At 62.8% G+C, this 18,368-nt stretch carries 17 protein-coding genes; 7 read left to right on the forward strand and 10 right to left on the reverse strand.

Annotated elements, in window-relative coordinates; translation table 11 throughout:
• Positions 1-49: 49 nt before the first annotated feature.
• From FHX03_RS28335 to FHX03_RS28355, 5 genes are all read left to right on the forward strand, one after another.
• Positions 50-1,282, forward strand: coding sequence for an ABC transporter substrate-binding protein (locus tag FHX03_RS28335; protein WP_183856501.1), 1,233 nt, complete (start codon positions 50-52; stop codon positions 1,280-1,282).
• Between the two features lie 284 nt (positions 1,283-1,566).
• Positions 1,567-2,469, forward strand: coding sequence for a carbohydrate ABC transporter permease (locus FHX03_RS28340; RefSeq protein WP_183856503.1), 903 nt, complete (start codon positions 1,567-1,569; stop codon positions 2,467-2,469).
• A complete protein-coding gene (locus tag FHX03_RS28345; protein ID WP_183856505.1) occupies positions 2,466-3,296 on the forward strand; it encodes a carbohydrate ABC transporter permease in 831 nt (276 codons plus the stop codon). The genes FHX03_RS28340 and FHX03_RS28345 overlap by 4 nt, the downstream gene beginning before the upstream one ends.
• Entirely contained in the window at positions 3,293-4,363 is a 1,071-nt protein-coding gene (locus tag FHX03_RS28350) for an ABC transporter ATP-binding protein (protein ID WP_183781263.1), read from the forward strand. The genes FHX03_RS28345 and FHX03_RS28350 overlap by 4 nt, the downstream gene beginning before the upstream one ends.
• A gap of 111 nt (positions 4,364-4,474) precedes the next feature.
• Complete coding sequence (locus tag FHX03_RS28355) at positions 4,475-5,308, forward strand: inositol monophosphatase family protein (RefSeq protein WP_183856507.1); 834 nt, start codon at positions 4,475-4,477, stop codon at positions 5,306-5,308.
• A 5-nt stretch (positions 5,309-5,313) separates the two neighbouring features.
• Here FHX03_RS28355 and FHX03_RS28360 read toward each other — a convergent pair whose 3' ends face one another.
• From FHX03_RS28360 to FHX03_RS28375, 4 genes are read right to left on the reverse strand one after another with little or no spacing between them, the layout of a single operon-like run.
• The gene (locus tag FHX03_RS28360; protein ID WP_183856509.1) at positions 5,314-6,393 is read right to left on the reverse strand and encodes an ABC transporter ATP-binding protein; all 1,080 of its coding nucleotides are present in this window, start codon (positions 6,391-6,393) and stop codon (positions 5,314-5,316) included.
• 29 nt (positions 6,394-6,422) lie between these two features.
• Complete coding sequence (locus FHX03_RS28365; RefSeq protein ID WP_183856511.1) at positions 6,423-7,250, reverse strand: ABC transporter permease; 828 nt, start codon at positions 7,248-7,250, stop codon at positions 6,423-6,425.
• Positions 7,247-8,137: an ABC transporter permease gene (locus FHX03_RS28370; RefSeq protein WP_183856513.1), complete on the reverse strand. Its 891-nt coding sequence runs from the start codon at positions 8,135-8,137 to the stop codon at positions 7,247-7,249. Before FHX03_RS28370 ends, FHX03_RS28365 begins: the two co-directional genes overlap by 4 nt.
• A complete protein-coding gene (locus tag FHX03_RS28375; protein WP_183856515.1) occupies positions 8,137-9,282 on the reverse strand; it encodes an extracellular solute-binding protein in 1,146 nt (381 codons plus the stop codon). Before FHX03_RS28375 ends, FHX03_RS28370 begins: the two co-directional genes overlap by 1 nt.
• 189 nt (positions 9,283-9,471) lie before the next feature.
• Between FHX03_RS28375 and msrA the strand changes: the two genes are divergently transcribed.
• Positions 9,472-9,981 carry a peptide-methionine (S)-S-oxide reductase MsrA gene (msrA, locus tag FHX03_RS28380; RefSeq protein ID WP_097627911.1) on the forward strand — a complete coding sequence of 170 codons (510 nt, stop codon included), beginning with the start codon at positions 9,472-9,474 and terminating at the stop codon, positions 9,979-9,981.
• Positions 9,982-10,224: 243 nt separating this feature from the next.
• On the forward strand, positions 10,225-11,004 hold the full coding sequence (locus FHX03_RS28385) for a class I SAM-dependent methyltransferase (RefSeq protein ID WP_183856517.1): 780 nt from the start codon (positions 10,225-10,227) through the stop codon (positions 11,002-11,004).
• 51 nt (positions 11,005-11,055) lie between these two features.
• On the opposite strand, the gene FHX03_RS28390 is transcribed toward FHX03_RS28385, so the two are convergent.
• Genes FHX03_RS28390 through FHX03_RS28415 form a run of 6 tightly spaced genes read right to left on the reverse strand, consistent with a single transcriptional unit; the run spans position 11,056 to position 18,287 of the window.
• Positions 11,056-12,345: an amidohydrolase family protein gene (locus FHX03_RS28390; protein WP_183856519.1), complete on the reverse strand. Its 1,290-nt coding sequence runs from the start codon at positions 12,343-12,345 to the stop codon at positions 11,056-11,058.
• 25 nt (positions 12,346-12,370) lie between these two features.
• Entirely contained in the window at positions 12,371-13,315 is a 945-nt protein-coding gene (locus FHX03_RS28395; protein WP_183856521.1) for an ABC transporter permease, read from the reverse strand.
• Positions 13,312-14,361: an ABC transporter permease gene (locus FHX03_RS28400; RefSeq protein ID WP_183856523.1), complete on the reverse strand. Its 1,050-nt coding sequence runs from the start codon at positions 14,359-14,361 to the stop codon at positions 13,312-13,314. The genes FHX03_RS28395 and FHX03_RS28400 overlap by 4 nt, the downstream gene beginning before the upstream one ends.
• Positions 14,351-15,883, reverse strand: a complete 1,533-nt coding sequence (locus tag FHX03_RS28405; RefSeq protein WP_183856525.1) for an ABC transporter ATP-binding protein — start codon at positions 15,881-15,883, stop codon at positions 14,351-14,353. The genes FHX03_RS28400 and FHX03_RS28405 overlap by 11 nt, the downstream gene beginning before the upstream one ends.
• Positions 15,880-17,292 carry an amidase gene (locus FHX03_RS28410; RefSeq protein WP_183856527.1) on the reverse strand — a complete coding sequence of 471 codons (1,413 nt, stop codon included), beginning with the start codon at positions 17,290-17,292 and terminating at the stop codon, positions 15,880-15,882. Before FHX03_RS28410 ends, FHX03_RS28405 begins: the two co-directional genes overlap by 4 nt.
• Before the next feature lie 8 nt (positions 17,293-17,300).
• Complete coding sequence (locus FHX03_RS28415; protein WP_183856529.1) at positions 17,301-18,287, reverse strand: BMP family protein; 987 nt, start codon at positions 18,285-18,287, stop codon at positions 17,301-17,303.
• Positions 18,288-18,368 lie beyond the last annotated feature (81 nt).

Consider the following 18,368-nt stretch of genomic DNA (forward strand, 5'->3'; position numbering starts at 1 on the left):
GGCAAGGAGGAATTGCCGGAACCGGGGATAACCGCAAAGGAGGAGAACCATGGCTATCCGCAAATATGCAATTCTCGGCGCTCTGGCGCTTGCAGGCGTTTCACTCTTCGGCCTTTCGGCCAAGGCCGAGGACGTCACGCTGACGCTCTGGTCGCTGGATAAGGACACCCAGCCGGCGCCGAACCTCGTCAAGGAGTTCAACGCCCAGAACAACGGCATCAAGATCGAATATCGGCTGATCCAGTTCGACGACGTCGTCACTGAGGCCATGCGCGCCTATGCCACCGGCCAAGCACCCGATATCATCGCCGTCGACAATCCGGAGCATGCGATGTTCTCATCGCGCGGCGCCTTCCTTGATCTCACCGACATGATCGCTAAGTCGAGCGTCATCAAGCCGGATAATTATTTCCCCGGGCCGCTGAAATCGGTCGAATGGGACGGCAAATATTTTGGCGTGCCGAAGGCGACAAACACGATCGCGCTCTATTACAACAAGGACATGTTCAAGGCGAAGGGCCTCGATCCGGCGAAGCCGCCGCAGACCTGGGACGAGCTGGTCGAGGATGCGCGCAAGCTGACCGACCCTGCCAAGAACGTCTACGGCCTCGCTTTCTCGGCCAAGGCCAATGAGGAGGGCACCTTCCAGTTCCTTCCCTGGGCGCAGATGGGCGGCGGCAGCTATGAGCATATCAATGCCGACGGCGCGGTGAAGGCACTCGGGATCTGGAAGACGATCATGGACGAGAAGCTCGCGTCTCCGGATACGCTGACGCGCGGCCAGTGGGATTCCACCGGCACATTCAACTCCGGCAATGCGGCCATGGCGATTTCCGGTCCCTGGGAGCTCGACCGCATGACCCAGGAAGCGAAGTTCGACTGGGGCGTCGCCCTGCTTCCGGTTCCCAAGGAAGGGGCCGAACGCTCGTCGGCCATGGGCGACTTCAACTGGGCGATTTTCGCCAGCAGCAAACATCCGGCCGAAGCCTTCAAGGCGCTCGAATATTTCGCCTCGCAGGACGACAAGATGTTCAAGAATTTCGGCCAGCTTCCGGCCCGTTCCGACATCACCATTCCCGAGACCGGCCAGCCGCTGAAGGACGCCGCCCTCAAAGTCTTCCTCGAACAGCTGAAATACGCCAAGCCGCGTGGGCCCCATCCGCAATGGCCGAAGATCTCCAAGGCGATCCAGGACGCCATCCAGGCGGCGCTGACCGGCCAGATGAGCCCGAAGGACGCACTCGACCAGGCCGCGGATAAGATTAAGGCTGTCTTAGGCTAGCCAGCGTCGAGCCGGCCGTTCGCTCCCTCTTCTCCCCAACGGGGAGAAGAGGCCCGAAGGGCAGATGAGCGGGGTGAGGAGCGCAAGCGACGAGCATTCTGAACGCAAGTGAAGAATAGCAAGCGCCGAACTCGGCGCCCCCTCATCCGGCTGCCGCCACCTTCTCCCCGCGGGGGAGAAGGGGACTACCCACCGATGGCGAAGGCCATCAACCATTTCCTCCCGGCAGGGGCCGTCTTCCGCATCATGCGCCAGGCGGCCCCGATCGGAGCATCGGAGGACGCATGAAGAGGATCCTGATGAGCGTCAGGGACGGCCGTGGTTTCGATATCGTGCTCGTCGCTTTCCCGCTCGGCTTTCTGTTCCTGATGGCGGGTCTGCCGCTCATCTACAATGTGGTGATGAGTTTCCAGGAGGTCGACATGTTCAGCCTCGGAACCTTCTCGCGTCCTTTCGTCGGCTTCAAGAATTATACCGGCCTCTTCGCGCAGCCGGAAACGCTGCCGATCCTCTACAATACCGTCATCTTCGTCACCGGCTCGATCGCCGGCCAGTTCCTGATCGGCTTCGGGCTGGCGCTGTTCTTCTGGGTCAATTTTCCCGGCGCCTCATGGATGCGCGGCCTGTTCCTCGTCTCCTGGGTGATGCCCGGCCTTGTCGTCGGCGCCATCTGGAACTGGATTCTCTCGGGCGATTTCGGCGTCCTGAATTTCATCCTCAGGGAAAGCGGCATCATCTCCGGCAATATCTTCTGGCGCTCCGATCCGCATTATTCGCTCTATGCCGTGATCATCGCCAATATCTGGCTCGGCACCTCGTTCAACATGATCCTGCTGTCCGTTGGCCTTGCCGGCATTCCCGCCGATCTCTATGAAGCCGCCGAACTCGACGGCGCCAATGTCTGGCAGCGCTTCTGGACGATCACGCTGCCGATGATGCGCTCGACCATCGGCGCCATCATCGCGCTCGGCCTGATCTTCACCCTGCAGCAGTTCGATCTTTTCGCCGCGATCACCTCGGGCGGGCCGAACAATTCGTCGAACGTCACCCAATATTGGGCCTGGGATCTTTCCTTCCGGCAGTATGATTTCGCCAAGGGCGCGACGATCTCCGTCATCATGATCGTCTTCGTCATGTTCGCCTCCGTCGTCTATGTCCGGTCCACACGCCATGAGGTGCGCGGATGAGCACGACGACCAATCGCGACCGCTTGATGCTGGCAATCTCGATCGTCATGGCGGCGATCTATCTCTTCCCACTCTACTGGATGTACATCACCGCGCTGAAAAGCGGCTCGGAGATGTTCGCCACGCCGCCGAGCTTCTGGCCGGCAGCACCCCAATGGGGCACCTACACCTATGTCTGGGAAAGCCGCGACATGCGCCGCTACCTCTGGAATTCGCTGGTTATCGCTCTCGGCTCCATGGCGCTGATCACGGTGCTCGGCGTCGGCTGCGCCTATGTGCTCGCCAGATACCGCAACGTCTGGGTGGATATCGGCCTGTTCCTGATCCTAATGCTGCAGGTCCTGCCGGCATCGCTGATGATCACGCCGATCTTCGTCGGCTTCTCGCAGATCGGCATGCTCTCCACGCCGCGACTCGCCGTCATCATTGCGGTCGCCGCCAAGAGCATGCCCTTCTTCGTCATCCTGGTGCGCGCCACCTTCATGAGCGTGCCCCAGGAGCTGGAGGAGGCGGCCCTCGTCGACGGCAATTCGCGCGTCGGCGCCTTCTTCAACATCGTGCTGCCGCTCGCCCGCAACGGCATCCTCGTCAGCGCCATCCTGATCTTCATGCAGGCCTTCGGCGAATTCGTCTATTCGAAATCGATGATCCAGGCGGTCGACCTTCAGCCGGCAAGCGTCGGTCTCAACTCCTTCATGGGACCGAACACCAACGAGTGGAACAACATCATGGCCTACGCCACGATGTATGTGACACCCATCCTTGCCATCTTCGTTCTCTTGCAGCGCCGCATCGTATCCGGCCTCACCTCTGGAGCCCTCAAATGACCACACAGATCGAGCTCAGAGGCGTCAATAAATATTACGGCGCCTTCCACGCCCTGAAGAACATCGACCTGTCGATCGCCAAGGGTACTTTCGTCGCGCTCGTCGGCCCGTCTGGCTGCGGCAAGTCCACGCTGCTGCGTTCGCTTGCCGGCCTCGAAAGCATCTCGACCGGCGATCTGCGGATCGCCGGCGAGCTGATGAACGGCGTGCCGCCGCGCAAGCGCGACGTCGCCATGGTGTTTCAGTCCTATGCGCTCTATCCGCATATGACGGTCGAGGAGAACCTGACCTACAGCCTGCGCATTCGCGGCATCGCCAAGGCGGAAGCCAAGAAGGCGGCCGAAGAGGTGGCGGCGACGACCGGTCTTTCGCATCTCCTCAAGCGCTACCCGCGCGAACTGTCCGGCGGCCAGCGCCAGCGCGTCGCCATGAGCCGCGCCATCATCCGCCATCCTAAGGCCTTCCTGTTCGACGAGCCGCTGTCCAACCTCGACGCGGCGCTGCGCGTCCATATGCGCAAGGAAATCCGGTCGCTGCACGACCGGCTGAACGCAACCTTCGTCTACGTCACCCACGATCAGGTCGAAGCGATGACGATGGCCGACCATGTGGTGGTGATGCGCGACGGCGTCATCGAACAGCAGGGGGCGCCACTCGATCTTTACGACCGGCCGGCAAACCGCTTCGTCGCCGGTTTCATCGGCTCGCCGGCGATGAATTTCATTCCCGCGATTGCCGCCGAAGACGGCAGGAGCCTGATCCTGGATTTCGGCGCGGTGAAACAGTCGCTTGCGCTCACCCGCACCGTCGAGCCAGGGCGCAAGCTCGTCGCCGGCATCCGGCCGGAACATATCGGCGTCGTCGAGCCCGGGCATGGCAGTTTCGACGTCCCGATCGCATTCGTGGAATCAACCGGCTCGTCGACCTTCATCGTCGCGGAGACCCAGCCGGAATTGACGATCGTCGAGACGCGCCGCGACAGGGTCAAGACGGGAGACAGGATCGGACTTTCGATCGATCCGGGGCAGATCCATCTGTTCGACGCATCGACGGACCGTGTGATATAACATCGCCGGCGCAGAGACGCTGACGGTTTCATAAAACCATCATCAGCCTCTGCGAAGGGATTGCTCCCGCACGAGTCACTCCGTCACATCTGCAGCATCCGGATCTTCATCATGACATCCTCCCTGATTTCAGCGCGCCTTTCCCCCACGGCGTCGTCCCGCCTCCTCGTGCTTGCCGAAGCGGTGGCGAAGGCGGGCGAAATCGCCCGCCGCTCGCTGCGGCGGCGAACCTCTCAGGAAATGCTCGCCAAGGCGCCGCGAGACTATCAGACCGAGATCGATGTCGCCGTCGAGCGGATCATCGTCGACGAAATGACCAAGGCCTTCCCGGACTACGCCATCCAGGGCGAGGAAGCCGTCGGCAACCGCACGGCGGGGCCGGAAACGCCGATCATCTACATCGACCCGATCGACGGCACCACCAATTACGCCTGGGGCCTCCCGCATTTCGGCATGACGATCGCGATCGCCGAGGGCGGTCGGCTGGTCGCCGGCGTCGTCTATGACGCGATGCAGGATGAGCTGTTCAGCGCCGAGATCGGCGGCGGCGCCTATCTCAACGGCGAACGCATCCGCTGCGCGGATGTGGATGACATCGAGAACGTGCTCATCGGCGCCGGCCTGCCGATCCCCGGCCAGGTGCAGGCGGTGGCGGAAGAGACCTATTTCGACGCCATCAAACGGCTGATGGCCAACACGGCAGGCGTGCGCCGCCTCGGCTCGGCGGCGCTGTCGATCGCCTATGTCGCCTGCGGCCGGCTGGACGGATTCTTCGAGGACGGGCTCGCGATCCATGATTTCGGCGCCTCGGCGCTGATGGTCGAGGAGGCGGGCGGCATCGTCACCCGTTTTTCCGGCGCCGCCGTCGACGGGAAGGGCGATATCCTTGCCGCCAGCAAGGTGCTGCACCCCTGGCTTAGGGAAGGCTTCCTGGCGAAGGCGTAATTGCTTCAGACCGGCAGCAACCGTCCGAGCTGCGCACCGGTCGTTGCCGGGGCTCCCTGGTGAACGAGCGTATTGTCGCGGAAGACGAAGAAACTCGTAAAATTCGGCTCGACCTTCATCCCGGCCTCCATCCGATCGTCGGGCGCCACCATTGCCTTCAGGCGGCTGCCGTCTGCAAGATCGATATCGACCATCTTGTGCGTGCCGAAATCGACGATGCGATGGACGCTGGCCGCGTCTGCGCGGTCCGAAAGACGGATCGTCAGCGCTTCCGGGCGGGTGGCCAGCGTCACCGGCCCATCCTCGACGGGAACGGCAAGCGGGAAGAGCGGATGGTCGCAGACGCCGTTTCGGGTGCGGCTCTGGACGAAATTCATCGAGCCGATGAAACCGGCGACGAAGGCCGTCTGCGGCTGCCGATAGATGGTGCTCGGCAGCGCGATCTGCTCGGTGCGCCCATCACGCATGACGACGATGCGGTCGGCAAGCGCCAAGGCCTCGTCCTGGCCATGGGTAACAAAGAGCGTGGTAATGCCGAGGCGCTGCTGGATATCGCGCACTTCCTCCCGCAGCCTTTCGCGCAGATGCTGGTCGAGGCTGGCGAAGGGTTCGTCGAGCAACAGGATCTTGGGCTCGAGCACCAGCGAACGCGCAAGCGCGACGCGCTGCTGCTGTCCGCCCGACAGTTGCGTCGTCATCCGCCGCCCGTAATCGGCAAGGCCGACCATATCGAGCGCGTTCTCGACGCGCTCACGGATTTCGGATTTCGGCAGGCGCCGAAGCTTCAGGCCGAATGCGATATTGTTGAAGACATCCATATGCGTCCAGAGCGCGTGGCTCTGAAACACCATGCCGGTCGGGCGCCGCTCGGGTGGCAGGTTCGTCACATCACTGGCATCGATGCGGATCGTGCCGCCGCTCGGCCGCTCGAAGCCGCCGATCATTCTGAGAAGCGTCGACTTACCGGAGCCGGACGGGCCGAGCAGACAGACAAGCTCGCCGTCGCCGACTTCGAGCGAAAAGTCGTTGACGGCAAAGGTGGTTCCGAACAGTTTCGAAACGCTCTCGATTGCCAGATGTGCCATTCTCAAACCCTTTCCTCGATTGAGCCTTCTCAGGCGCCAAAAGCTCTGGCAAAGGCGCCGGTGCCGATAACGCGGCGGGCAAACATCAGCGCGATGAAGGACGGCACCCACAGCATGACGGAAAGCACGGCGCCGTATTGCACGACGATTTGATTGTTGATGAAGCTGATCATCAGCACCGGCATACTGCGGATCCCAGGCGCCCCGATCAGCCAAGCGCCTTCGGTCTCGTAGAAGGTGCCGACGAAGGTCAAGAGCAGGGCGGCTGATATCGTCGGTGCGGCCTGCGGCAGGGTGATCGACCAGAAGACGCGCAGCGGCGCAGCACCGGCATCGCGGGCCGCCTCTTCCATGCGCCGGTCGACATTCTGGAAGGCTGCGACCGGGATCCAGATCATCAGCATCAGCGTGCCGACGAGCTGGATCAGCACCACGCCCCAGAAGGTACTGATCAGGCCGAGCTGCAGGAAGATGCCGGCAATGGCGACCAGCAGGCCGAATTTCGGAAAGGCATGCGATGCCAGAAATGACAGGAACAGAATGTTTCTGCCGGGAAAACGCAGGCGCGCGAAGGCATAGGCCGCGGGAAGGCAGATGACGGCGGATAGGAGCGTCACCGTCGCCGTCAGCCGCAGGCTGAGAAACAGGGCATCCCAGACATCCGGCCGCGCCAGCGTCTGGCCCCAGAACCGCAGGCCGAACTGCTGCGGGATCACCGATGGATAACGCCAGATCTCGGTGAAGGCCCAGGTGCCGACGACGATCAGCGGCAGGGCGATGAACAGCGTCAGCAGACAGGCGAAGACGAGGCCGACCCAGTCGAAGCGAAGGGTGATGCGCGATCCGCCGGCACTCATGGCCGGGCCTCACGGTTGCGGGCGATCGACCGGATGTAGAAGATGCCGAAGACCAGGCAGAAGCCGAATGTGATGACGGCCTGGGTCATGGCATCAAGCGGATCGTTCATGTCGGCGAAGGTGCGCTGCATGAACGGCCCCATCATTTCAGGCGATGCCGGGCCGAGCACATAGGGAAGGGTGAAGGCGGAGAAGATGCCGAGCACGGCAAAGGATGCAGTAACCAGCATGGAATTGCCCATGCGCGGCAGGATGATCGAGACGAAGACCCGAAGCGGCCTTGCGCCGACGTCGCGGGCCGCCTCGACGGCGCTGTTCGAAACGGAGGAGAGGCCGGCCGTCAGCATCAGTACCGTCAGCGGAAGATTGTCCCAGACGAGGCCGATGACCGGTCCCCATGGCGTCAGATAGGGCGTGCGCAGCTTGGGCAGGCCGACGGCGTTCAGCAGCAGGTCGACGGTGCCGTTCGGCCCGACGGTCCTGATCAGCGCATAGGCGAGGATAATCGACGGCACGAACATCGGGAAGATCGCCAGCGCCTGCACATAGGCGGCAAGGCGCCCTTGCGAGAAGCGAAGATAAAGCGCGATCGGAAAGCCGATCGCCAGCAGCAGGGTGCCGCAGACGGCAGTGGTCCAGAGCGTCATCCACAGGTTGGCGAGGCTGTAGCCGTCGGTGAAGAAGAAGCGGTAGGAGGCGAACGTCAGGTCCGTCGCGCCATCGGGGCCTCGAACGAAGATGGTGCCGACGACCGCCGTAAAGATCGGATAGACGATCAGCCATGCCAGCAGCAAAACCGGCAGGGCGACGAGGAGGAGCCCGATCGAGCTCCCCCTGTCAATGGGTTGGTGGCGGCGCGGTGCCGCCAGCGCGGTATCGGCGGACATCAGGTGCGGCTGATACCGGGAGCGACGCTGCGGTACCAGCCGTCGTTGATCGCCTTTTCCCAATCGCCGCTCGGGAAGGTCGGAATGGTCGACGGAATGACGTCGGCGTATTTCTTGCGCAGATCGTCGGAGATGTGATCCCAGGAGATGGCGGGGAAGCCGCCGATCTGGGTGATGATCGCTTCCTGCATCTCCTTCGTCAGCATGAAGGCGGCAAGCTTCAGCGCCGCATCCTTGTTGGCGCCGTTCGAGAAGACGGTAATGCTGGAGAAGCCGCCGCAAAGGGCGAGATCGCCAAGCTGCACTAGGCCGGTCGTCTCCGGCAGCACGCCCTGCGCGATCGCCTGCAGCACCTGGTCCGACCAGACCGGCACCATGGTGACGACACCCTGGGCAAGCAGCTGGATCGACTGGGTGTTGCCTGATGTATAGGCGCCCTTATCGTAGAGCGAAGGGGCGAGATCGTTAAGGATCTTCCAGGCCGGCGTCAGTGCCTCGGTACCGTAGTCCGCCGTGTAATTGTCGACCTTGAATTTCTTCGGATGGCGGCCGTTCACCTCATGAATGGCGCGGCGGACGAAATTGCTGCCCGAACCGCCCTTGTCGGGTCTGTTATAGATGAACTGGCCCGGATTGGCCTTGATCCAGGTGGTGAGCTGCTCCCAGCTCTTCGGCGCGTCCTTCGGGTCGAGCTTGGTCGTGTCGTAGGCCAGCAGGACCTGCGAGCCGCGATAGGGAAGGGAGTAGGGAGTATCGAGGGCGAGCGGATTGATATGGTCATAGCCTTCGACGTTTTCGGCTGACAGTTTCAGCCAGAGGCCGGCATCGATGCCGCCCGCCGGCAGGCGCGGATCGAATTGCTCGAAAAGATCGGCCTGCGGATCGGTTTTGGTCTTCAGCGCTGCGAGCGCGCGATCAGCGATGGCGCGCAGGCCGTTATTGTCGCCGGCATCGGTCACCTTCAGGGCGACTTCAGGATGGGCTTTTTGAAAGGCGGGGCGGATGATGTTGTTCCAGAGGTCGATGATATTGGCATCCGAACCGCTGTAGAGGTCGATCGTGCCGGCCGCGGCCGATGCGAAACGCGGAAGAGCCAGAAGACCGGCCGCAGCCGACGATGTGATCAGAAATTCACGCCTGTTCATAACCCATCTCCATCAGGTATCGAGGCTCCGCCTCCGCAGGATTGTTCAGGACTTTGCTAGCGCCGGCGCGTAACATCGACATGACAGGAACGGCGCTATTCGGAGAGAATTGCACAGCTGTGCTTATTTCCGCCCATATGGAAATCGGCGGCTGCAGACACTATCTCTGGGCAAACAAGGAGACACCCAATGACCGAAGAACGTGCAGTGCTCGCCGGTGGCTGCTTCTGGGGCATGCAGGACCTCATCCGCCGCTACAAAGGCGTGATCTCGACCCGCGTCGGCTATACCGGCGGCGACGTGCCGAACGCCACCTACCGCAACCACGGAACCCATGCAGAGGCAATCGAGATCATCTTCGATCCAGCCAAGATCAGCTATCGCGAAATCCTCGAATTCTTCTTCCAGATCCATGACCCGAGCACGCGCAACCGCCAGGGCAATGACGTCGGCGCGAGCTACCGCTCGGCGATCTTCTACACCAGCCCCGAGCAGGAGAGCGTTGCAAAGGATACGATCGCCGATGTCGACGCATCCGGCCTCTGGCCCGGCAAGGTCGTCACCGAAGTCGTGCCGGTGAGCGATTTCTGGGAAGCAGAACCCGAGCACCAGGACTATCTGGAGCGGATCCCGAACGGCTATACCTGCCACTTCGTCCGGCCCGGCTGGAAGCTGCCGGCCCGCCAGAAGATCGCCTGACGCAACCATGCGTGCATGCCGGAAGCGACGCCGGCATGCACGGCACGTCCCGCCGGGTCAGAACCCAGTATGATCGGCCAATGACGCACCAACTGGTCGATGTCGTGAGCGTGAATTTCATGCCCCTCCGCCGGCAATCGCAGATTGCGATCGGTCTTCATCTTGCCAAACTGATCCTAACATGCAACCTGTTTGCGTGACGGCTCCTCGGACTGCCCTATCGAACAAAGCAGAGTGAGTGTTATGGCGTTGGATCGTGCCGACTTTTACGATGCGGAATTGGCAAGACACAATCGGCACCTGCGGAATGCCGCCGGCGTGCGCGCGGATGATCGGGTGCTCGATATCGGCTGCGGCGCTGGGCAAACGACGCGCGAGGCCGCCCGCGCCGCAGCGCAAGGAGAAGCGGTCGGTGTGGACGTTTCGGCTGAAATGCTCGAGGTCGCAAGGCGGCGGAGTGCTTCGGAGGGTTTGCGAAATGTGGCTTTCGAGCAGGCAGACGCGCAGTCCCACATGTTCCCGCCGTCCAGTTTTGACCTCTGCATCAGCCGGTTCGGGGTGATGTTTTTTGCCAATCCGGCGGCGGCCTTTGCCAATATCGGCCGAGCGATGCGGCCGGGCGCGCGCCTTGTGTGGATGGTGTGGCAGAGCCGGGAGCGCAACGCATGGTCCGGCGCCATCCGGCAGGCCCTCGGGACCGAAACTGCCGTTTCCGCAGGTGCTCCCGATCCGTATTCGCTCGGCGATCCCGGCGTTGCCACGGAGCTACTGAGCACGGCCGGCTTTACCTCGATCGACTTTATCGACGTTCGGGAGCCGGTTTTCTATGGACCGGACGCCGATGCCGCATCCAATGCACTTGCCGGCCTCTATCTTGTGACGGACGCGCTCGCCCGCACGAACGAACAGCCTGACAGACCATTGCAGCGGCTGCGCGATTTAATGGAGGCGCATATGACCCCGGAGGGCGTGCTGTTCGACTCGCAGGCGTGGATCATCACCGCTCGCCGGGCGCCGGAGTAACGGAGAGGCGGACAGCGCGCGAATCTCACCGACGGCCAGCGCCATCCCCTCTCAATAGCGGGGGATATAGTCCAGGCCGCCATCGATCCGGGCGGGGCGCCCGTCCAGGAAAAGCTCGCCGATGCGCGGCGCCGAGCGGGCGACGACCTTGCCGCGCCGGATCACCGCCAGCCGGTTCGGCTTCAGCCGCAGCGCTTCCAACGTGTCGCTTGCCTGGAGGATGACGAGGTCGGCATTGCATCCCTTTTCCAGGCCGTAGCCTGCAAGCCCCATCGTCCTCGCCGAATTGACGGTCAGCGCGTCGAAGATCCTCTTCTTGTCGTCGATGCCGGCCATCTGCGCGACATGGATCGCCATATGGCCGACCTCCAGCATGTCGCCGGACCCCATCGAATACCAGGGGTCCATGACGCAATCGTGCCCGAAGGAGACATTCAGCCCGGCATCCATCAATTCGCGGACCCGGGTCATGCCGCGGCGTTTCGGATAGGTGTCGTGCCGGCCCTGCAGCATGATGTTGATCAGCGGATTGGGGATGACGTTGATCTCGGCCTCCGCCATCAGCGGAATGAGCTTGGAGACATAATAATTGTCCATCGAATGCATCGAGGTCAGATGCGACCCGGCGACCCGCCCTTTCAGCCCGAAACGAATGGTTTCAGCAGCCAGCGCCTCGATATGGCGCGAGTGGGGATCATCGGTTTCGTCGCAATGCATGTCGACCGGCAGGCCGCGATCGGCAGCGATGCGGCAGAGCGCCTCGACCGACGCCGTGCCTTCGCCCATCGTTCGTTCGAAGTGGGGAATGCCGCCAACGATGTCGACGCCCATGTCGAGAGCGCGGTTTAGGGTGTCGATCGCGCCGGGCGAGCGGTAATAGCCATCCTGAGGAAAAGCGACCAATTGCAGGTCGATATAGGGAGCGATCTTTTCGCGAACCTCGATCATCGCCTCGACGGTCACCAGCCTGGGATCGCTGGTGTCGACGTGGCTGCGAATGAAGAGCAGCCCCTGGGTGACAGCCAAGTCGCAATAGCGCAACGCACGATCGACCAGCTCTTCTTTTGTCACGATCGGGCGCAGCTCGCCCCAGAGCGCGATCCCTTCAAGCAGCGTGCCCGAGATATTCATGCGCGGTAAGCCGAGGGACAGGGTTGCATCCATATGGAAATGCGGATCGACGAAGGGCGGACTGACCAGCCGACCGGTCGCGTCGATCTCTTCACCCGCCTGCGCCTGGAGATTGCGCTCAAGAGCGATGATCTTGCCGCCCTGGATGCCGATATCGATCCCCTTTCGGCCATCGGGGAGATTTGCATTTCTGACGATCAGATCGAACATCGGAGCCTCATTGGACAGAAGTGGTTCAGCGTTCACCGCGCCGATAGGGCTGCATCAGTGCCTGCGGAACGCGGGCGCGGCGGGCCATGACGGCAAGGGCGGCAATGGAAAGGATATAGGGCGTCATCAGAAACAGCTGATAGGGCACGAGCCCGCTGAGTGCGGTTTGCAGCCGAAGTTGAAAGGCGTCGAAGAAGGCAAAGAGCAGCGCGCCGAACAGCGCGCGGCCGGGCCGCCAGGAGGCGAAGACGACGAGTGCGATGCAGATCCAGCCGCGCCCCTGCACCATGGTCGGGAAGAAGCTGTTGAACGCCGACAAAGTCAGGAAAGCGCCGCCCATTCCCATCAGCGCGCTTCCGGCAATCACCGCGCCGTAGCGCACCTTCATCGGATTGACGCCCTGAGCTTCCGCCGCATGCGGATTCTCGCCAGTCATGCGGATCGCAAGGCCGATGGGCGTGCGGAAGATGATGTAGGCCATCAGCAGAGCGATAAGGATCGCAAGATAGGTCGGCGCTGTCTGCGTGAAGAAGGCCGGCCCGATGAAAGGCAGGGTCGAAAGACCGGGAATGGCGATCGGCTGGAAGGGCACGATGGTGGGTGGGGTATTGGCAAGCGGCACGATCAGCCGGAAGACATAATAGCTGAAGCTGGAGGCAAAGAGCGTCACGCCGAGGCCGGAGACATGCTGGGAGAGGCCGAGCGTCACCGTCAGGCCCGCATGCAGCAGGCCGAAGACGCCGCCGGCTAGCGCCGCAATCAGCAGGCCGGACCAGAGATCGGCGCCGTGATAGACGGAAAGCCAGCCGATCATCGCACCGAAGGTCATGATGCCTTCGATGCCGAGATTGAGCACACCGGCCCGTTCGCAGAGCAGTGCGCCGAGCGTGCCGAAAATCAGCGGCGTGGCGATCCGCAGGATTGCCGCCCAGAGCCCGGCGGCGGTGATGATGTCGAACAATTGCATCATCGCCGGATCCTGTATTGGGTGAAGAACAAGGCGATCAGCATCGTCAAAAGCGACAGCGCCACCGTGACGTCGGCGATATAGGTGGGGATGCCGAGGCCGCGGCTCATACCATCCGCGCCCACGAACATGGTGGCGGTGAGAATGGCGGCGACGACGACGCCGAGCGGATTGAGGTTGGCGAGCATGGCGACAACAATACCCGCATAGCCGAAGCCGGGCGACAGATCGGTCGTCACATAACCCTTGACGCCCATGACCTCGATCGCCCCCGCCAACCCTGCAAGCCCGCCCGAAAGGCAGGCGACCTTCACCAGCGTTCTGCCGAGTGGGACGCCGGCGAAGATCGCGCCGCCGGGATTGAGGCCCGCGGCGCGCGACTGCATGCCGAACACGGTGCGGGACTGGATGAAATGGACGATGATGGCCAGCGCGATCGCGATCGCAAAGCCGATATGCAGGCGCGAGCGGGCGATCAGCTTCGGCAGCATGGCGTGATCGCTAACGGATTGCGACTGCGGCCAGCCGAAGGCGAGCGGGTCCTTGAGAACGCCGTCGATCAGCATCGAGACGAAGAGCACGGCGATGAAATTCAGGAGCAGGCTGGTGACGACCTCATCGACCGAGAAGCGCAGCCGGAGCCAGAGCGGGATCAGGATCAGCACCATGCCGGCAATCGCGCCGATCAGCAGCAGCAGCGGAATGAGAATGGGGCCGGGAAGGTTGCCGAGCAGCTTCGAACTCGCCGCCGCAACAGCGATGGCGCCGAGATAAAACTGGCCTTCGGCGCCGATATTCCAGAGCCGCGCCCGGAAGGCGACGGCGGCGGCGAGCCCCGTCAGCATCAGCGGCGTTGCCCGCGTCAGCGTTTCGGTAGCCGAAAGCCGGGATCCGAAAGCGCCGATCAGGATGCGCCAATAGGCATCGAGAACCGGCGCGCCGGCAATTGATATCAGGATACCCGCCAGCGCCAGCGCTGCGATGACCGCGACGACAGGCGTGACGATCAGCAGGTAAAGCGGGCGGTGTTCGCGGCGCTCAAATCGCATGATCGGCCTCTGGGCTTTCCTGCCATTCGCCAGCCATCATAAGTCCCAGCCTGCGGGCATCCGCACCGTCGGCTTCGACGGGCGGTGACAGGCGGCCGCCGACGATTGCCTGTATGCGATCGGCAAGCGCGATCACCTCGTCGAGATCCTCCGAGATCAGCAGCACGGCGGTACCCTGCCGGCGGGCTTCGAGCAGGCGTGCGTGCACGGCTGCCACGGCCCCTTCATCGAGACCACGCGCCGGCTGCGCCGCAATCAGGATGCGCGGCCGCCGATGCAGGTTGCGGCCGAGAATGAGTTTTTGCATATTGCCGCCTGAGAGCAGCCGAGTGCGAATGGCAGGGCCGCCGCCGCGAACATCGAACCCGTCGATAATCTCTCTGGCGAAGGCCGTGCCGGCCTTGCGGTTGACGAGGCCATGCCGCGAAAAGGCCGGTGAGGTGATGCGCTCCAGCACGACGTTTTCCCAGATCGCCATTTCGCCGATCACGCCCTCCTCGTTGCGATCCTCGGGAATGCGGCCGATGCCGGCTTCGACGACATCGGCAACGCCGAGATTGCCGATGGCTTCCCCGAACAGCAGAAGGTCGCCGGCACTCCGCGAGAGCGTGCCGGAGAGAAGATGCGCCAATGCCGCCTGGCCATTGCCGGAAACGCCGATAATGCCGAGGATCTCGCCCTGGTACAGGCGGAAGCTGATCGATTTCAGCCGATCGACGCCGCCGATGCGCACCGTCACATCGGCCGCTTCGAGGGCAACGGCACCAGGTGTCGACGGCTCGCGCACGGGCCGCGTCACACGGCGCCCGACCATCAGTTCAGCGAGTTCCGCCTTGCTGGTTTCCGACACCTTGCGTTCGGCGACCATCTTGCCGCCGCGCAGGACGACGATGCGATCGGCGGCCGCCATGACCTCGTCGAGCTTGTGGGAGATGAAGATCAGCGACAGGCCCTGGCGAGCCATTTCCTTCAGCGTCGTGAACAGCCGTTCGGCCTCGATATTGGTCAAAACCGCCGTCGGCTCGTCGAGGATGAGGATCCGGGCATCGTTATAGAGCGCCTTGAGGATTTCGACCCGCTGCTGCTCACCAACCGACAAGTCGCCAAGGCGGGCATCCGGATCGACCTTAAGGCCGAAGCGCTCGGAAATTGCCAAGAGCTTTGTCCGCGCCGCTGATGTCCTTGAGCGCCAGGACCACAGTCTTTCCGTGCCGGTCATGACATTTTCAAGGACGGTCAGATTGGGCGCCAGCGAAAAATGCTGATGTACCATGCCGACGCCGGCGCGGATCGCCGCGCGCGGCTTGCCCTGCGGCACCTCCGTGCCCTCGATCAGGATTCGGCCGGCATCCGGCATGTAGTGGCCGAAAAGGATGCTCATCAGCGTGGTCTTGCCCGCACCGTTCTCGCCGAGAAGGGCGACGACCTCACCCCCGGCAAGCGTCATGGAAATATCGTCATTGGCAAGATTGGCGCCGAAGCGCTTGCTGACGCCGATAATCTCCAGCACGGGCCCGGTCATGACGGCAGCCCTGCAACGGGAAAGCGGTGGCGCCACCGCCCCTCGGTCTCCAGACGTGCGGCAAGTGACAGGAGCCGCGGCTCGTGGCCCATCGGCGCCATGATCTGCACCGGCAGCGGCATGGCGTGCTCATCCTGTCCGAAAGGCAGTGTCAAAGCAGGAAAACCCGAAATATTGGCGAGGCAGGCAAGCGGCGCAAATGCCGTCATCCGCTCGAGATGCAGATCCGTGTCGGCATGATCGGACGGAAAGGAGCCGATCGCAAGAGGCGCAGACGAAAGCATCGGCATGAGGATGCAATCGACCCTGTCGAATAGCGCCCAGAGCTTATGGCTCACGAGGACGGCATCGTTCAGCGTGTTCCAGAGCGATGTCGCCGACAGCGCCCGTCCGCGCGCCGCGAAAGCCTGCGTCAGTCGCTCGGCTCTGCTTTCATCAAGCGCCGCCGCCTCGATGAGCGCCGCAAGGTTGACGGAGACGATATCGGCGAAGGCGCGGCCGCTTGAAGTGACACTCCATGCGAACTCGGTCCAGCTCAGCGGAACGATGACGTGCCCGTCGCTCTCAAGGGCACGAGCCGCAGCCTCGACAGTTGCAAGCCGATCACCCTCGGTCGGATAGGCCGCTCCGGTATCGGTCAACAGGCCGATCCGCAAACGCTCGTTGTCGATATCGACAGGGGCGGGATCCGCAAAGGGACCTCGTGAATTGCCGCTCAGCTCGTCGAAAATCAGCGCCGTATCCCGCACCGAACGGCAAACCGCGAGTTCGCTCGCAATGCCGGCGAGGTGATTGCCGAAAGATGGCCCGCCCGGGATGGCGCCGCGCGTCGGCTTCATTCCAACAAGGCCACAGCAGGCAGCGGGCACACGAATCGAACCGCCGGCATCGGTGGCATGCGCAATCGCGACGATCCCGGCGGCAACCGCTGCCGCCGCACCGCCCGAGGAACCGCCCGCGGTGCGGGCCGGATCGAGCGGATTGCGGCAGATCGGCCCGACTGCTGGTTCGCTCGCAAGCGACAGTCCGAATTCCGGGCTGGTCGTCAGGCCGAACAGACAGAAGCCGGCCTCGCGGAAAAGGGAAGCGAGATCGGAATCCGCTTCGCCGCCCCTTCTTTCGAAGAGACGGGAGCCGGCCGTCACCGGCAACCCAGCGAAGGGGCCGCCAAGATCCTTCGCCAAGATCGGCACGCCGGCAAACGGCCTGTTGGAAAAGCGTTCGGGCTCGCTCCGCCGCTCCCGGTCGCGACCGTTTGCCGAGGCGAGACCCATGGCGGCATCGAGATAGGCGATCGCGCCGAGCGGCTCCTGCCGCTCGGCTGCGGCAAGAGAAGCCTGCATCGCCTCCGCAGCGCTCAGGCTGCCATGCCTGATTGCTGCCGCGAGATCGGTCGCATCGCCTTTCATCAGCCTGTTTACTTTGGCTCGTCCATCATCTTCGGAACTTCGAAGGTGCCGGCCTTGATCTCCGCCCGCTTGGCCTCCATCGCAGCCTCGGCCTCAGCGGGTGCTACACCCTTGACGAAGACGATATCGCTGCCGCCTTCCTTCATCAGGCCGTAGGACGTGTAGTTCCTGCCGACAGGCTTTCCGGCGGCGACATCGGCGATCGCGGCATCCAGGATCGGGCGGAAATACCACATGGCGTTGGCAAACACCGTATCCGGGTAACGCGGCGTATAGTCGATCAGCGAGCCGACCGACTTGATGCCGCGCTCCTTGGCGGCATCGGCAGTGCCGATGCGCTCGCCGAACAGGATGTCGGCGCCGGCGTCGATCTGGGCAAGACCAGCTTCCCGCGCCTTCGGCGGATCGAAGAAGGTGCCGATGAACGAGACCAGGTGCTTGGCGTCCGGATTGACGGCCTTGACGCCGGCCGCAAACGCATTGATCAGCATGTTGACCTCGGGGATCGGAATGGCGCCGACGGAACCGACGACATTGGACTTGGTCATTTTGCCCGCGAGCATGCCGGCAAGATAGGCGCCGTCATGGTTCCAGGTGCCGAAGACGCCGAAATTGTCGCCAGCCTGCTCGCCGCTCGACCCGAGCACGAAGGCTGTATCGGGATAATCGGCCGCGACCTGCCGAGCTTCTTTCTCCACCGCATAGGCCTCGCCGATAATCAGCTTGTTGCCCTGTTCGGCATATTCGCGCATGGCGCGGGGATAATCGGTGCCGGAGACGCCTTCGGAGAAGACATATTCGATGACGCCTTCCTTGGCCGCGTCCTGCAGGGCCTTGTGCAAACAGGAGTTCCAGGCATTTTCGACCGGCGATGCATGGATGCCCGCAACCTTCAGCGGCGCGGCAGCTCTCGCCAGCGGGACAAAGCCGCTGACGCCAAGCGCAATGCCTGACGCGATCACTGTCCGGCGTGAAATAAGGATGTCTTTGGTCATTGACTGCTCCCCTTTTTTTACCGTTTGGTTCAAAAATCATAGGTAGCGCCCAAAAATGTGTCAAGCGCCAAATGGGCTTAA

The organism is Rhizobium sp. BK456 (assembly GCF_014194045.1).
GTDB classification, from domain to species: domain Bacteria; phylum Pseudomonadota; class Alphaproteobacteria; order Rhizobiales; family Rhizobiaceae; genus Rhizobium; species Rhizobium redzepovicii.

What these genes read in the sequence shown, in the direction of transcription:
- FHX03_RS28350 (WP_183781263.1), top strand. Translation starts at nt 3,293, where the DNA reads ATGACCACACAGATCGAGCTCAGAGGCGTCAATAAATATTACGGCGCC.
- FHX03_RS28395 (WP_183856521.1), bottom strand. Translation starts at nt 13,315, where the DNA reads ATGATGCAATTGTTCGACATCATCACCGCCGCCGGGCTCTGGGCGGCA.
- FHX03_RS28405 (WP_183856525.1), bottom strand. Translation starts at nt 15,883, where the DNA reads ATGACCGGGCCCGTGCTGGAGATTATCGGCGTCAGCAAGCGCTTCGGC.
- FHX03_RS28385 (WP_183856517.1), top strand. Translation starts at nt 10,225, where the DNA reads ATGGCGTTGGATCGTGCCGACTTTTACGATGCGGAATTGGCAAGACAC.
- FHX03_RS28390 (WP_183856519.1), bottom strand. Translation starts at nt 12,345, where the DNA reads ATGTTCGATCTGATCGTCAGAAATGCAAATCTCCCCGATGGCCGAAAG.
- FHX03_RS28375 (WP_183856515.1), bottom strand. Translation starts at nt 9,282, where the DNA reads ATGAACAGGCGTGAATTTCTGATCACATCGTCGGCTGCGGCCGGTCTT.
- FHX03_RS28360 (WP_183856509.1), bottom strand. Translation starts at nt 6,393, where the DNA reads ATGGCACATCTGGCAATCGAGAGCGTTTCGAAACTGTTCGGAACCACC.
- FHX03_RS28340 (WP_183856503.1), top strand. Translation starts at nt 1,567, where the DNA reads ATGAAGAGGATCCTGATGAGCGTCAGGGACGGCCGTGGTTTCGATATC.
- FHX03_RS28410 (WP_183856527.1), bottom strand. Translation starts at nt 17,292, where the DNA reads ATGAAAGGCGATGCGACCGATCTCGCGGCAGCAATCAGGCATGGCAGC.
- FHX03_RS28365 (WP_183856511.1), bottom strand. Translation starts at nt 7,250, where the DNA reads ATGAGTGCCGGCGGATCGCGCATCACCCTTCGCTTCGACTGGGTCGGC.
- FHX03_RS28370 (WP_183856513.1), bottom strand. Translation starts at nt 8,137, where the DNA reads ATGTCCGCCGATACCGCGCTGGCGGCACCGCGCCGCCACCAACCCATT.
- FHX03_RS28415 (WP_183856529.1), bottom strand. Translation starts at nt 18,287, where the DNA reads ATGACCAAAGACATCCTTATTTCACGCCGGACAGTGATCGCGTCAGGC.
- FHX03_RS28355 (WP_183856507.1), top strand. Translation starts at nt 4,475, where the DNA reads ATGACATCCTCCCTGATTTCAGCGCGCCTTTCCCCCACGGCGTCGTCC.
- FHX03_RS28345 (WP_183856505.1), top strand. Translation starts at nt 2,466, where the DNA reads ATGAGCACGACGACCAATCGCGACCGCTTGATGCTGGCAATCTCGATC.
- msrA (WP_097627911.1), top strand. Translation starts at nt 9,472, where the DNA reads ATGACCGAAGAACGTGCAGTGCTCGCCGGTGGCTGCTTCTGGGGCATG.
- FHX03_RS28335 (WP_183856501.1), top strand. Translation starts at nt 50, where the DNA reads ATGGCTATCCGCAAATATGCAATTCTCGGCGCTCTGGCGCTTGCAGGC.
- FHX03_RS28400 (WP_183856523.1), bottom strand. Translation starts at nt 14,361, where the DNA reads ATGCGATTTGAGCGCCGCGAACACCGCCCGCTTTACCTGCTGATCGTC.